The following is a 13,574-nucleotide window of genomic DNA, read 5'->3' as shown; positions in this document are numbered from 1 at the left end:
ACCTTGGGGCGGTGCCCCAGCCACATTCCGTACGTCCCGAATGTGGCTGGGGCACCGCCCCTCGGCGTGTCGGCGTACGACGCGCCCGTGGGCGGTGACCAGGCCACATTCCCCGGGCGCGGAATGTGGCTCACTCACCGCTCGGGGCCTCAGTCACGCCGGGAGTAGTCCTTCGCCGGCTCGCCGGCACCCTGACCGACGCGGCTGTGCCGGTAGCCGTAGCCGAAGTAGATGGCGAAGCCGAGGGCCATCCAGACGAGGAACCGCAGCCACGTCTCGGCGGTGAGGTTCAGCATCAGGAAGAGGCAGATCGCCGCGGACAGCCACGGCAGGAACGGCGAGAACGGCACGCGGAACGACCGCTCGAGGTCGGGACGGTTCTTCCGCAGGATCGGCACGGCGATGGAGACGAGGGCGAATGCCGACAGGGTCCCGATGTTGACCATCTCCTCGAGCTTGCCGATCGGGGTGAGCGACGCGACGAGCGCGACGACCAGGCCGATGGCGAGGGTGATCCGGACGGGCGTGCCCGTCCTGGGGTGCACGTGGGCGAGCGCGGTGGGCATCAGCCCGTCGCGGCTCATCGCGAAGAACACGCGCACGGCACCGATCATCAGCGTCATCACGACCGTCGTCAGGCCGGCGACCGCACCTGCGGAGATGAGGGTGGCGTAGCCGTCCTTGCCCTGGTCGATGAACGCGGTCGCGAGCGCCGCGTCGGGGTTGATGTCGTCGTACTTCACCATCCCGGTGATCACCAGCGCCACGGCGACGTAGAGGATCGTGCAGATGACCAGCGAGGCGATGATGCCCCGCGGCAGGTCCTTCTGCGGGTTGCGCGCCTCCTCGGCCGTCGTTGCGACGACGTCGAAGCCGATGTAGGCGAAGAACACGAGCGAGGCGGCGAACAGGATGCCGGCGACGCCGTAGACCCCCGGGGCACCGAAGACGGTCTGGATCAGCGGGGTGTGCAGCCAGCCCTCGCCGGTCGTGCCCGGAGCGCTGGCGGGGACGAAGGGCTTGTAGTTGTCGGTGTCGATGAACTGGATGCCCGCGACGATGACGAAGAGCACGATGAAGAGCTTGAGCGCGACCAGCACGAGGTTGACCCGCAACGACTCCTTGATGCCGAAGGCGACCAGCACGGTCAGGATCGCGACCAGCAGGAACGCCGGCAGGTCGAAGGTGTCGCCGTAGCCGAGGCTCTCGGGCCAGCCCAGCCCGATCTCGCCGAGGAACGTCTCGAAGTACGACGACCAGCCCTGCGCCACGACGGACGCGCCGAGCATCAGCTCGAGGATCAGGTCCCAGCCGATGATCCACGCGATCATCTCGCCGAGGGTCGCGTAGGAGAACGTGTACGCCGACCCGGAGACCGGGACCGTCGAGGCGAACTCGGCGTAGCAGAGGGCCGCCAGGCCGCAGCAGATTGCGGCGATGACGAAGGAGAACACCACGCCGGGCCCGGCGTAGGCCTGCGCCACCCGACCGGTCAGCGTGAAGATGCCGGCGCCGATGATGACGCCGATGCCGAACACGGTGAGGTCGAGGGCGGAGAGGTTCTTCTTGAGCTTGAACTCGGGGTCTTCGGTGTCGGCCATGGACAGCTCGACGGACTTGGTGCGCCAGATGCTCATCCCAGCAACGTAGACCCGAGATGCCTCCTCCGTCACTCAGGCCACGCGTGTTGCGGACGCGGACGAACCATTCGGGGTGGTGGGATCGTCGGTAGTGGTGACCCGCTCCCGAGAAGTCAGGACCACCGATGCCACGACGCGACCAGGCGGCGTTCGCCGAGTTCGTCGCTGACCGCTCCGCCTCGCTGCACCGCACGGCGTACCTCCTGGTCGGCGACCGGGGCCTGGCCCAGGACCTGCTCCAGGAGGCGCTCACCAAGACGTACGTCGCGTGGCCGCGGCTGCGCGACCCCGGCAAGGCCGAGGCCTACACCCGCAAGGCGCTCACCACGACCGCGATCACGTGGTACCGCCGCCGCAGCTGGGGCGAGCGGCCCGTCGACTCCGTGCCCGACTCCGTGGCCGACCGCCCCGCCGACGGGCTCGCCGACGACGTCGCGACCCGTGACCTGCTCTGGCAGGCGCTCCAGGGGCTCCCGCCCCGCCAGCGCGCAGCCATCGTGCTCCGCTACTACGAGGACCTGACCGAGGCGCAGACGGCGGACGTCATGGGCTGCGCCGTGGGCACCGTCAAGAGCCAGGTGTCCGCCGGCCTCCGCACGCTCCGCACCCGCCTCGGCGACAGGGTCACCGACTCCGACCTCGTCCCCCTCGACCTCCTGGAGGTGACCCGATGACCGGGCTGCTGACCGACCTGATGCACGAGCGCGCCGACCGCCTCGACCGACCCGAGGTCGACCTCGCCGCCATCACCCGCGACGGCGACCGGGTCGTACGACGCCGGCGCACCGCCGTCGTCGGCGGCGTGGCCGCGGCCTCCGTCCTCGCCGTCGTCACCGGCGCCGCGCTGTTCGGCGGTGGCCGCTCTGCGGACAGCGACGTCGCCTCGACCGGTCCGGTCGGCCAGGTCGACCTGCTGAGCTGGACGAGCGGACGGGTGCTGCACACCGGGAGCGGCGCGACGGTCGAGCTCGACGCGGACGTCCGGGCATGGGTCTGGGTGGGCGACTCGGTCGTCTACACCGACTCGTCCGACCGGGTCCACCTCTGGCAGGGCGGCACGGAGCGCGTCATCGGCAGGGCGATGCCGCAGGGCGACCTCGCCGAGCTGGTCACCGACAGCACGTTCGTGGCGTGGGTCGACACCGACCGCCGACTGGTCCGCTACGACCTCTCCGACGGCACGCTCGTCCAGGCACCGTCGATGCCGGGCAACAGGCTCCGGGTCACCGCGATCGACGGGGCGACGGTGTACGCCGCCGACTCCGACGGGGTCTACGCCTGGCAGCCGTCCGACCCGGGTGCCTACCGGACCCTCGGCACCGACCCCCGGAGCGTCGTCCTGGACGCCGAGAACGGCACCCTCGTGCGCACGGCGCCCGGCAGGACCGTGGTGCTCGAGCGGGACGGTGACACGCTCCTCGTCGCGGCACGCGAGTTCGCCGACCTCTCACCCGACGCCGGGCTGCTGTCCGTGGAGGACGGCGATCGCGGAGTGGTCGTCGACACCGACAGCGGCCTCGAGAGGGCGCTCGACCACGGACACGAGTGGGCGATCGGCTACGAGTGGCTCGACCCGACGACGATGGCCGTGCTGGCCTTCGACGGGATCGACGACGAGGACTCCATGGACGGCTACCTGCTGACCTGCGACGCAGTCTCCGGTGCCTGCGCCGAGGGAGAGCACCTGGGTGCGCTCGGCCAGTGGCAGCTGCCGACGGGAATCCACTTCGGCCCCTGAGCGCCGCCCGTCAGGCCGGGTGGTCGACCTCGACCAGCGACAGCCCGCGGTCGAGGGCGGCCACGTCGGCCACGATCTCGCGGGCGAGGGTCGGGGCGTCGAGGCCGATGCGGGCCAGGATCGCGTCGCGCTTGGCGTGGTCGAGGAACTCCTGCGGGATGCCGTGCAGCCGGAACGGCGTCCGGACACCGGCGTCGTTGAGCGTCTGCAGGAGCACCGCCCCGCACCCGCCGACGCGGCCGTTGTCCTCGACGCTGACCACGAGCCGGTGCTCGGCGGCGAGGGCGACGATGGCGGGGTCGACCGGCTTGACCCAGCGGGGGTCGACGACCGTGACGCCGATGCCCTGGTCGGTGAGGCGGGAGGCCACCTCGACGGCGGTCGTCGCCATCGAGCCGACGGCGACCAGCAGCACGTCCTGCTCGCCCTCGCGGACCAGGACGTCGGCCCGGCCGGCGCGGTCGATCGCGGGGACGTCGGCGGGCGGCGGCCCCTTCGGGAAGCGCACCACCGTCGGCCGGTCCTCGACCAGCACGGCCTCGTCGAGGAGCTCGCGGAGGCGGGTGACGTCGCGGGGCGCGGCGAGCTCGAGGCCCGGCACGACCTGCAGGATCGACATGTCCCACATGCCGTTGTGGCTGGCGCCGTCGTCACCGGTGACCCCGGAGCGGTCGAGGACGAACGTCACCCCGCACCGGTGCAGCGCGACGTCCATCAGCACCTGGTCGAAGGCGCGGTTGAGGAAGGTGGCGTAGACCGCGAAGACCGGGTGCAGCCCGCCCATCGCCAGGCCTGCGGCGGACGTGACGGCGTGCTGCTCGGCGATGCCGACGTCGAAGGTGCGCTCGGGGTACTTCTGGGCGAAGGCGTCGAGCCCGACCGGGTGCATCATCGCCGCGGTCACGGCGACGACGTCGTCGCGGCGGGCGCCGACCTCGAGGATCGCCTCGGAGAAGTGGTCGGTCCAGATCTTGCCCTTGGGCTTCTCCGCACCGGTCTGCACGTCGAACGGCCCGGGCGCGTGGAACTGGTCGGCCTCGTGGCGCAGCGCGGGGTCGTAGCCCTGACCCTTGCGGGTGATCGCGTGGACGATGACGGGGCCGTCGAAGCGCTTGGCGTTGGCCAGTGCCTGCTCCATCGCGGCGCGGTCGTGGCCGTCGACCGGGCCGACGTACTTCAGGCCGAGGTCCTCGAAGAGGCCCTGGGGCGCAAGGGCGTCCTTCATGCCCTTCTTGACCGCGTGGAGCGCGTCGTAGGCCGCGTGGCCGACACCGGGGACAGCGTTGAGGCGCTTCTTGACCAGGTCGAGGACCTGCTCGTAGCGCGGGTTGGTGCGCAGCGCGGTGAGCGCGGTCGCGAGGCCGCCGATCGTCGGGGTGTAGGAGCGCTCGTTGTCGTTGACGACGATGACGAGGCGGCTGTCCTTCGCGATCGCGATGTTGTTGAGGGCCTCCCACGCCATGCCGCCGGTGAGCGCGCCGTCGCCGATGACGGCGACGACGTGCCGGTCCTCGCCGCGGATTGCGTAGGCCTTGGCCAGCCCGTCGGCGTAGGACAGCGAGGTCGAGGCGTGCGAGTTCTCCACGATGTCGTGCTCGGACTCGGCCTGGCTCGGGTAGCCGCTGACGCCGCCCTCCTTGCGGAGCGTGCCGAAGTCGGCGTGCCGTCCGGTCACGAGCTTGTGGACGTAGGACTGGTGGCCGGTGTCGAAGACGACGCGGTCGCGCGGGGAGTCGAAGACGCGGTGGATCGCGAGCGTCAGCTCGACGACGCCGAGGTTGGGCCCGAGGTGCCCGGAGTTGGTCGCGACGGTGCGGATCATCAGGTCGCGGATCTCGGCGGCCAGCTGGTCGAGCTGGTCGGCCGAGAGTCCGTGGAGGTCGCTCGGCGACGCGATCGAGTCGAGGAGTGCCATAGCGCCCGAGTCTATTTCATGGCAGGTCGAGGACGGCCACCGCCGGCTCGTGGAGGCTGCCCATCCACACCCGGCCGTCGTGCTCCCGGACGCCGGTCACCATGTGGTAGCCCGGCCCCTGCCCGGGCTGGGGCAGGTCGAGGTCGTGCACCAGCCGGCCGTCGTCGTCGTACGCCTGCACGCGGATGGTCACCTTCGGCTTCGGCTGGAACGCCTCGGGGATCTTCGTGACCGCCCGGCGGAGCACCATCGGGGCGGTGCCGAGCCGCTCGACGAGCGGGTCGACCGGGCTCGCGATCGTGACCCACACCAGCCCGTCGCTGCCACGGCTGATGTTGTCGGGGTAGCCCGGTAGGTCGGTGACGAGGTGGTCGCGCTCGCCCGCGCGCGACCCGGTCAGCCAGAGGCGTACGACGGTGCGGCCGCGGCACTCGGCGACGGCGACGTAGGACTCGTCGGCGGCCAGCGCGACGCCGTTGGAGAACCGGAGCCCCTCCAGCACGACGGTCACGGTGCCGTCGGGGTCACGACGCAGGACGCGGCCGGTGTGGGTGTCCTGGACGAAGTCGTCCTTCCACGCGAAGACGCCGAAGTGGAGGGAGGAGTCGCTGAACCAGATCGTGCCGTCGGCGGCGACGGCCGCGTTGTTGCAGAACGCCATCGGCGTGCCGTCGACCTCCCCGACGACCACCTCGACGGCGCCCGAGCCGACCGAGACCCTCAGCACGCCACGCTGGGCGTCGCAGACCAGGAGGTCGCCGCCCGGCAGGATCTCGATGCCGAGCGGCCGGCCACCGGTGTCGGCGACCCGCCGGGTGCTGCCCGTCACCGGGTCGAGCGCCCAGATCGCACCGTCCTCGGTGCCGGTGTAGACGAGGCCGTCGGGCCCGACGACGACGTCCTCGGCCCCGGGTCCGGGAACGGGGTGCACGGTGAAGGATCCTCGGGAGTCGGTCATGGCGCCATGCTGGCGTAGAGATCACTGCGGAGGAAGGCCGGGACGATTCCCTCGCCGCCCTTGGTCAGCCGCAGCCCGCCGACGGTGGCGGGGTCGACGAAGACGATCTGCCGACCCTCCCTGCAGTCGATGTCGGCGTCGGCGAGGTCGACCGCGGCGGTGTAGACCCACATCCGGTCCCAGGTGCCGTAGGAGGCGCGGTGGTCGGTGGCGAACACCCCGACCTCGTGCACGTCCGCGGCGTCGAGGCGGACGCCGGTCTCCTCCTCGAGCTCGCGCAGCGCACCCTCCAGAGGTTCCTCGCCTGGCTCGAGGTGGCCACCGGACAGGCCCCAGCAGTCGGGGTCGATGCGGGGGTTCGAGTCGCGCTCCTGGAGCAGGATCCAGCCGCGGCGGTCGACGAGGACGACACCGGCGAACCCGCGGGCGTCGGGCGGTGGTGCGGGCGTGTGGTCGACCGCCCAGGCTCGTACGGCGTCGAGCGCGATCGCGGTCGAGTCGACGATCGCCAGGCCCCCGACGGTCGCCGGGTCGACGAAGACGATCTGCCGGCCCTCCTGGCAGTCGACGTCGTCGTCGCCGAGCTCGGTGGGCGCGACGAAGACGTGGTAGCGGAACCGGCCGTGCGGCGACTCGACCTCGTGCTCGCCGAGGTCGTCGACGTCCTCCACCACGATGCCGGTCTCCTCCGCCAGCTCGCGCAGCGCGCCCTGCCGGGCCGTCTCGCCGGCCTCGATGCCGCCACCCGGGAAGCACCAGGTGTCGGGCCACACGGGCGCGTGCTCGTCACGCTCCTGCATGAGGAACCAGCCCCGCGGGTCCACGAGGGTGAGGCAGACGTAGTCGGTGCGGACGGTCGGATCGGACATCCGGCGACCCTAGCCACGGCCTACATGCGGACCCGGTAGCGACGCCCGCGGAGCGCGTCCTCGACGAGCCCGACCTCGCGGCGTACGCCGAGCAGCCGCGCGTCCTCCAGCCGGAAGGTCTGCACCGCGGCCTCGACGACCGCCTGCTCGGCTACGTCCTTGAGGTCGCCGCGGATCTCGCTGAGCCCGCGACGGGTCGCCAGCTGCTGGGCCTCGACGTGCAGCACGGCGAAGCGCGCGAGGACGACGACGTGCCGCCTCAGCCCGGAGAACCGCCGGTAGTCGGGCGGGCACAGGTCGAGCAGCCAGCTGGCGGCCGTGACCTCCCAGTCGGGGGCGTCCGGAGGGCGCACCTGGCGCGGCCAGCCGGGTGGCGCGACCCCCGCGTGGCCCAGCGGCGGCGTCGGCCGCTTGCGGGGCTGCGGGGACGGGAACACCTCCCCAGCCTATCGAACACGTGTTCGATCGTCAGGTGATGCCCAGGGCCTTCTCGACCTCGGCGAGGTCGGGGTCGCGGAGCCCCGTCGAGTCGTGGCGCCACCAGACGTCCGGGTAGACGACGCGACCGCTCAGCCAGTCGGGCCGCTCGCCGAGGAGCACCACCTGGAGGGCGGGCGCGGGGACCCGGAGCGACGGCGGCTCGAAGCCGTGGCGCGCGCCCGGCTCGAAGCCGCGGGCGCCGTAGTAGGCCGGGCTCCCCTCGAGGAAGAGCGCCGGGCGGCCCACGCCTCGCGCCGCGTCGATCGCCGCGGCGACCAGTGCCGTGCCGATCCCTCGGCCCTGGTGCGCCGGCGCGACGCTGAGCGGCGACAGCATGCCGGCGTCCACGAGCTCGCGGCGCGCGTCCACCCAGCAGTGGCTGATCCCGACGTGGCCGACGACCTCGCCGACGAGCACCGCGACCCGCTCGGCGAGGAGGAGGTCGCCGGAGCGCACCTCGGCCCAGAGATCGGCGACCTGCGCCCCGCGCGCGGCGTCGTCGGCACCGAAGGCCGCGGACACCACGGCGAGCACGGCATCGGCATCGTGTGGCCCTGCGGGGCGGATCTCGACGTCGGTCACGGGTGTCACGCTATCCACCGACGCGCTCGCGCAGCCCGGCCGCGAGGCCGCTGATCGTGAGGGCGTCGAAGAACCCACCGGCGTACCTCGCCAGCCGGCGCCGCCTCACCGGTCCGAGCCGCAGCCGGAGGTGCACCCGCGTGCCGCGACCGTGCTGGGCGAGGTGCAGGCACCAGGTGAGCTCGGTGCGTCCGCGGCGCGAGGTGTAGAGCAGGAGCGAGGGCCGCTCGATGGCTGCGAGGGTGAATGTCGCGTCGGTACCGCCCCAGTCGGGGATGACGTCGCCGACGTGGTGCTCGAGGAGGCGCGGCTCGATCCGCCTCAGGGCACGCCGGGAGGGCGGCACGAATCGCTCGACGCGGGCCGGGAGGTACCACCCGGCGCGGCGCTTGCCGAGCTGGACCAGCCACGGCCACACCTCGTCAGGTGCGGCGTCGAGGTCGAAGGCGCGGTCCATCACGACGTCGGCGGCCACGAGGTCGTCCCCCGGCAGCGCGGTCTCGCGCTCGGCCTGCGTCGGCGCCGCCCAGTCCACCTGAGGCGCCCGTCATCCCGCCAGGAACGACCAGCGCACCTCGCGCCGGGCGTTGTCGACGTTGAGGTCCACCAGGCAGATGCTCTGCCACGTCCCGAGGGCGAGCCTGCCCCCGAGGACCGGCACCGAGCAGGACGGCGGCACGATCGCCGGCATCACGTGCGAGCGACCGTGGCCGGGCGAGCCGTGCCGGTGCCGCCAGCGGTCGTCGGCGGGCAGGAGGTCCGCGAGTGCCGCGAGCAGGTCGTCGTCGGACCCGGCGCCGGTCTCGATGATCGCGAGACCTGCCGTCGCGTGCGGCACGAACACGTGGAGGAGGCCGTCCCCCTCGCCGCTCACGAAGTCGGCCGCGTCGCGGGTGAGGTCGAGGACGACCTCGTCCCCGCCGGTGCGGTAGGTGCGGGTCTCGCTGCGCACGGCTCAGTCCGCCAGCGCGTCGTTGATCCGCTGGACCTTGGCGGCCAGCTGGCCGTCGTACCCGGGTCGGATGTCGGCCTTCAGCACCAGTCCGACGCGCGGGGAGACCGCCGCGACGACGTCGACGGCCTGCTTGACCACGGCCATCACCTCGTCCCACTCCCCCTCGATGTTGGTGAACATCGCGTTCGTCTCGTGGGGCAGCCCCGACTCGCGCACGACGCGGACGGCGGCCGCGACCGCCTCGGTGACCGACCCCGTCGGGTCGCTGGACGTGGGCGAGATGGAGAACGCGACGATCATGCGACCACGCTAGCGCTCAGGCGTTGGTGCCCTCGCCGGGGAGCGCGCCCTGCGGGTCCGGCGTACCTCCCTCGCAGGACACGCCGAACTCGGGCGCGGTGTGGCCGTCGCCGTACTCCTCGATGAAGAGCGGGAGCCGCCGGTCGCCGGCACCGTCGAGCTGGAGCTGGGCTCCCCACACCGTGACCACGACCGGTGAGGGCAGGCCGTCGCGCGGGGACATGATGCCGTTGTCGGGCAGCAGCGCGGCCAGCGCATCGACGTCCCCGGCCGGGAGGTCGGGGTCGTAGGTGATCCAGGTGGTGCCGTGCTCGAGGTCGTGGACGGCGTTCTCCTCGCGGACCGGCTCGTCGTAGACGCCGCACGCGAGCCAGATCGGCGCGTGCGCCCCGCCGACCGGCGGGTCCTGGGGGTAGTCGACGTCGTCCGTCGTGTGGGTGCGGTCCGTGACGTCCCACGTCTGCACGAGGCTCAGGTCGAGCGCGCGCTGCGCCTCTTCCTCGCCCCGCAGTGCCTGGTCGATCAGCGGCGCGACGAGCGCTGCGCCGAGCACGAGCGCCGCGCCGGCGGTCGCGAGCACCAGCGGAAGCCGGGAGCGGTCGGCGGGTGCCTGCTCGACCACCTCGGCGTCGCCGACCGGCCCTGGCACGGGGGCGGGCACGGGGGTGGGCTCGAGGTCTGGATCGACCGGCGGCTCCAGCTCGACCTGCTCGGGCCGCTCGTCGTCGTTCACGGCGTCAGGCTACCGACGCCCTCCCCGCCCGGCAGCGCCGCCCGGAGCCGCGCCAGGCCGCCGATGAATCTCGACAGTGGAGCCCGCGGCCCGACCTACCGGCACCTGGCTCCACTGTCGGCACCCCGAGACGACGACGACCGCGTCCGGGAGGTCCCGGACGCGGTCGCGTCGTCAACAGGTGCGTGCGGTCAGCCGCGCAGGAGGTTGCGCAGGACGTACTGCATGATCCCGCCGTTGCGGTAGTAGTTCGCCTCGCCGGGGGTGTCGATGCGCACCACGGCCTCGAACTCGCTGGTCTCGCCGAACGACTGGTCGGTGCCGGGAGCCGGCTCGACCTTGACGGTGACCATCTTGGGCGTGGTGCCGTCGTTGAGCGCGGTGATGCCGGAGATCGAGATGATCTCGGCACCGGTGAGGCCCAGGTCGTCGGCGGTCTTGCCCGCGGGGAACTGCAGCGGGATGACGCCCATGCCGATGAGGTTCGAGCGGTGGATGCGCTCGTAGGACTCGGCGATGACGGCCTTGACGCCGAGCAGTGCGGTGCCCTTGGCGGCCCAGTCGCGCGAGGAGCCGGAACCGTACTCCTTGCCGGCCAGGACGACCAGCGGCGTGCCGGCGGCCTGGTAGTTGGCGCTGGCCTCGAAGACGCTGGTGACGTCACCGTCGGTCGTGGTGAAGTCGCGCGTCACGCCACCCTCGGTGCCGGGCGCGATCTGGTTGCGCAGGCGGATGTTGGCGAACGTGCCGCGGATCATGACCTCGTGGTTGCCACGGCGCGAGCCGTAGGAGTTGAAGTCACGCTGGTCGACGCCGTGCTCGGCGAGGTAACGGCCCGCGGGGCTGTCCTTCTTGATCGCACCGGCCGGGCTGATGTGGTCGGTGGTGACCGAGTCGCCCAGCTTGAGCAGGACGCGCGCCGCCGTGATGTCGGTGACCGGCTCCGGCTCGTGGGGCATGCCGTCGAAGTAGGGCGCACGACGGACGTAGGTGCTGTTCTCGTCCCACTCGAACGTGTTGCCCTCGGGGGTCGGGAGAGACTGCCAGCGCTCGTCGCCGGCGAAGACGTCCTGGTAGGAGTCGTTGAACATCTCCGAGTTGATCGCCTGGGCGATCGTGGTCTCGATCTCGGAGGGGCTCGGCCAGATGTCCTTGAGGAAGACGTCGTTGCCGTCCTGGTCCTGGCCCAGCGCGTCGTTGAACAGGTCGAGGTCCATCGACCCGGCCAGCGCGTAAGCCACCACCAGCGGCGGGGACGCGAGGTAGTTCATCTTGATGTCGGGGTTGATCCGACCCTCGAAGTTGCGGTTGCCCGAGAGCACCGAGGTGACCGCGAGGTCCGCCTCGTTGACCGCGGCGCTGACCTCGGGGATGAGCGGGCCGGAGTTGCCGATGCAGGTCGTGCAGCCGTAGCCGACGAGGTTGAAGCCGAGCTTGTCGAGGTACGGCGTCAGGTCGGCGCGGTCGTAGTAGTCCGAGACGACCTTCGAGCCGGGCGCGAGCGTGGTCTTGACCCACGGCTTGCGGGACAGGCCCTTGTCGACGGCGTTCTTGGCGAGCAGCGCCGCGCCGATCATGACGCTCGGGTTCGAGGTGTTGGTGCAGGAGGTGATGGCGGCGATCGTGACGGCGCCGTGGCCGATCTCGAACTCCTGGCCGTCGAGGCTGACGGTCGCCTTCGCGTCCTTGTCCTCGGTGTAGTCGGCGAGCGCCTTCTGGAAGCTCTCCTGGGCCTTGGTGACCTCGACGCGGTCCTGCGGACGCTTCGGGCCGGCGAGGGAGGGCACCACGGTCGACACGTCGAGCTCGAGCTGCTCGCTGTAGCGCGGCTCGGCGCTCGGGTCGTGCCAGAGGCCCTGCTCCTTGGCGTAGGCCTCGACGAGCGCGAGCTGCTCCTCCGAGCGGCCGGTGAGCCGGAGGTAGTCGACGGTCTGCTCGTCGATCGGGAAGACCGCGATGGTCGAGCCGAACTCCGGGCTCATGTTGCCGATCGTCGCGCGGTTGGCCAGCGGCAGCGCCGAGACGCCCTCGCCGTAGAACTCGACGAACTTGCCGACCACGCCGTGCTCGCGGAGCATCTCGGTGATCGTCAGCACGAGGTCCGTGGCGGTCGAGCCCTCGGGCAGCTCGCCCGACAGCTTGAAGCCCACGACGCGCGGGATGAGCATGGAGACCGGCTGGCCGAGCATCGCGGCCTCGGCCTCGATGCCGCCGACGCCCCAGCCGACCACGCCGATGCCGTTGACCATCGTGGTGTGGGAGTCGGTGCCGACGCAGGTGTCGGGGTAGGCCACGCCGTCGCGGACCATCACGACGCGCGCGAGGTGCTCGATGTTGACCTGGTGGACGATGCCGGTGCCGGGCGGGACGACCTTGAAGTCGTCGAAGGCGCCCTGGCCCCAGCGCAGGAACTGGTAGCGCTCGCGGTTGCGCTCGTACTCGATCTCGACGTTGCGCTCGAAGGCGGCGGGCGTGCCGAAGACGTCGGCGATGACGGAGTGGTCGATGACCATCTCGGCCGGCGCGAGCGGGTTGATCCTGGTGGCGTCGCCGCCGAGCTCGGCCATGGCCTCGCGCATGGTGGCGAGGTCGACGACGCAGGGGACGCCGGTGAAGTCCTGCATGATCACGCGGGCGGGCGTGAACTGGATCTCCTGGTCGGGCGCGGCGCTCGCGTCCCAGCCGGCGATGGCCTTGATGTGGTCGGCCGTGATGTCGGCGCCGTCCTCGGTGCGGAGCAGGTTTTCCAGCAGCACCTTGAGCGAGAAGGGCAGGCTCTCGACGTCGAGGCCCTCACCCTTCACCGCGTCGAGGCGGTAGATCTCGTAGGACTGTCCGTCGACGTCCAGGGTGCCCTTGGCACCGAAGCTGTCCTGACTGGCCATCAGCCACATCTCCTCGGGAGTTCAGGGGGTTCGCGACCATCCTGCCGTCGCGGCCCGAGCGGCGGAAAGGAAGGCGAACCTAACTTGGGGTGGTACTTGTTATCTCGATGTCAAGATACATGACGTCAAGGAGTGATTCCAGCGGAACACGCGGGGCCGCCGCTCAGCCGCTCACCTCGTCGAGGCGCTGCAGCAGGTCGTGGGCCGCGAGCTCGACGTCCTTGTGCCGCCACTCGGCCGCCCGGTAGACGCAGGCGATCAGCCCGCTCCGGTGCACGCGGCGCAGGTCGCCGTACACGAACGCGTGCCGGGCCTTGGTCTCGTCGTTCGCACCCTCGGTGAGCCCGAGGAACCACGAGCCGTAGTCCTCCCAGGAGTGCTTCTCGAGGTAGGCGTTCTCGGCCTCGGCGTTCGGTTGGACCTCGCCCCAGTCGCTGTCGAGGACGTACTGCCTCGTCTTGATCAGCTTCCGCGCGTGGGCGACGGCTGCCGTGTTCACCGCGTAGGTGGCCATGCCAC

General features: G+C 71.5%; 14 protein-coding genes. 2 read left to right on the top strand and 12 right to left on the bottom strand.

The genetic code is table 11. The features are described from left to right. Positions 1-149 precede the first annotated feature (149 nt). A complete protein-coding gene (locus tag BLV76_RS17730; RefSeq protein WP_090970734.1) occupies positions 150-1,637 on the bottom strand; it encodes an amino acid permease in 1,488 nt (495 codons plus the stop codon). 128 nt (positions 1,638-1,765) lie between these two features. Between BLV76_RS17730 and BLV76_RS17725 the strand changes: the two genes are divergently transcribed. After that, positions 1,766-2,314: a SigE family RNA polymerase sigma factor gene (locus tag BLV76_RS17725; protein ID WP_090970732.1), complete on the top strand. Its 549-nt coding sequence runs from the start codon at positions 1,766-1,768 to the stop codon at positions 2,312-2,314. Continuing rightward, positions 2,311-3,378, top strand: a complete 1,068-nt coding sequence (locus BLV76_RS17720; RefSeq protein ID WP_090970730.1) for a hypothetical protein — start codon at positions 2,311-2,313, stop codon at positions 3,376-3,378. Before BLV76_RS17725 ends, BLV76_RS17720 begins: the two co-directional genes overlap by 4 nt. A 10-nt stretch (positions 3,379-3,388) precedes the next feature. Here the strand turns inward: BLV76_RS17720 and dxs are convergent, their stop codons facing one another. From dxs to BLV76_RS17660, 11 genes are all read right to left on the bottom strand, one after another. Continuing rightward, a complete protein-coding gene (dxs, locus tag BLV76_RS17715; RefSeq protein WP_090970729.1) occupies positions 3,389-5,293 on the bottom strand; it encodes a 1-deoxy-D-xylulose-5-phosphate synthase in 1,905 nt (634 codons plus the stop codon). Positions 5,294-5,309: 16 nt separating this feature from the next. Then, on the bottom strand, positions 5,310-6,251 hold the full coding sequence (locus BLV76_RS17710; RefSeq protein ID WP_090970727.1) for an SMP-30/gluconolactonase/LRE family protein: 942 nt from the start codon (positions 6,249-6,251) through the stop codon (positions 5,310-5,312). After that, positions 6,248-7,120, bottom strand: a complete 873-nt coding sequence (locus BLV76_RS23200; RefSeq protein WP_245734738.1) for an NUDIX domain-containing protein — start codon at positions 7,118-7,120, stop codon at positions 6,248-6,250. The genes BLV76_RS17710 and BLV76_RS23200 overlap by 4 nt, the downstream gene beginning before the upstream one ends. A 20-nt stretch (positions 7,121-7,140) precedes the next feature. After that, the gene (locus tag BLV76_RS17695) at positions 7,141-7,557 is read right to left on the bottom strand and encodes a hypothetical protein (protein WP_217630383.1); all 417 of its coding nucleotides are present in this window, start codon (positions 7,555-7,557) and stop codon (positions 7,141-7,143) included. Between the two features lie 31 nt (positions 7,558-7,588). Next, positions 7,589-8,182, bottom strand: coding sequence for a GNAT family N-acetyltransferase (locus BLV76_RS17690; protein WP_175539729.1), 594 nt, complete (start codon positions 8,180-8,182; stop codon positions 7,589-7,591). 10 nt (positions 8,183-8,192) lie between these two features. Further along, positions 8,193-8,717: a hypothetical protein gene (locus BLV76_RS22910; protein ID WP_217630382.1), complete on the bottom strand. Its 525-nt coding sequence runs from the start codon at positions 8,715-8,717 to the stop codon at positions 8,193-8,195. A 12-nt stretch (positions 8,718-8,729) separates the two neighbouring features. After that, complete coding sequence (locus tag BLV76_RS17680) at positions 8,730-9,134, bottom strand: YjbQ family protein (protein ID WP_090970723.1); 405 nt, start codon at positions 9,132-9,134, stop codon at positions 8,730-8,732. A 3-nt stretch (positions 9,135-9,137) separates the two neighbouring features. After that, positions 9,138-9,437 carry a thiamine-binding protein gene (locus BLV76_RS17675; protein ID WP_090970721.1) on the bottom strand — a complete coding sequence of 100 codons (300 nt, stop codon included), beginning with the start codon at positions 9,435-9,437 and terminating at the stop codon, positions 9,138-9,140. A gap of 16 nt (positions 9,438-9,453) precedes the next feature. After that, positions 9,454-10,170 (bottom strand): thioredoxin-like domain-containing protein, encoded by a 717-nt coding sequence (locus tag BLV76_RS17670; protein WP_090970719.1) that lies wholly within the window; start codon positions 10,168-10,170, stop codon positions 9,454-9,456. A 191-nt stretch (positions 10,171-10,361) separates the two neighbouring features. Continuing rightward, positions 10,362-13,055, bottom strand: a complete 2,694-nt coding sequence (acnA, locus tag BLV76_RS17665) for an aconitate hydratase AcnA (protein WP_090972904.1) — start codon at positions 13,053-13,055, stop codon at positions 10,362-10,364. 163 nt (positions 13,056-13,218) lie between these two features. After that, entirely contained in the window at positions 13,219-13,569 is a 351-nt protein-coding gene (locus tag BLV76_RS17660; RefSeq protein ID WP_090970718.1) for a hypothetical protein, read from the bottom strand. Positions 13,570-13,574: the final 5 nt, after the last annotated feature.

Source organism: Nocardioides exalbidus (assembly GCF_900105585.1).
Classification (GTDB): Bacteria; Actinomycetota; Actinomycetes; order Propionibacteriales; family Nocardioidaceae; genus Nocardioides; species Nocardioides exalbidus.
The sequence above is the reverse complement of the archived record's forward strand: the minus strand, read 5'-3'. Positions and strand labels throughout refer to the sequence as shown.

Bases quoted from the DNA above. Each gene is read 5' to 3' on its own strand.
- BLV76_RS17730 (WP_090970734.1), bottom strand. From the start codon at position 1,637: ATGAGCATCTGGCGCACCAAGTCCGTCGAGCTGTCCATGGCCGACACC.
- BLV76_RS17725 (WP_090970732.1), top strand. From the start codon at position 1,766: ATGCCACGACGCGACCAGGCGGCGTTCGCCGAGTTCGTCGCTGACCGC.
- BLV76_RS17720 (WP_090970730.1), top strand. From the start codon at position 2,311: ATGACCGGGCTGCTGACCGACCTGATGCACGAGCGCGCCGACCGCCTC.
- dxs (WP_090970729.1), bottom strand. From the start codon at position 5,293: ATGGCACTCCTCGACTCGATCGCGTCGCCGAGCGACCTCCACGGACTC.
- BLV76_RS17710 (WP_090970727.1), bottom strand. From the start codon at position 6,251: ATGACCGACTCCCGAGGATCCTTCACCGTGCACCCCGTTCCCGGACCC.
- BLV76_RS23200 (WP_245734738.1), bottom strand. From the start codon at position 7,120: ATGTCCGATCCGACCGTCCGCACCGACTACGTCTGCCTCACCCTCGTG.
- BLV76_RS17675 (WP_090970721.1), bottom strand. From the start codon at position 9,437: ATGATCGTCGCGTTCTCCATCTCGCCCACGTCCAGCGACCCGACGGGG.
- acnA (WP_090972904.1), bottom strand. From the start codon at position 13,055: ATGGCCAGTCAGGACAGCTTCGGTGCCAAGGGCACCCTGGACGTCGAC.
- BLV76_RS17660 (WP_090970718.1), bottom strand. From the start codon at position 13,569: ATGGCCACCTACGCGGTGAACACGGCAGCCGTCGCCCACGCGCGGAAG.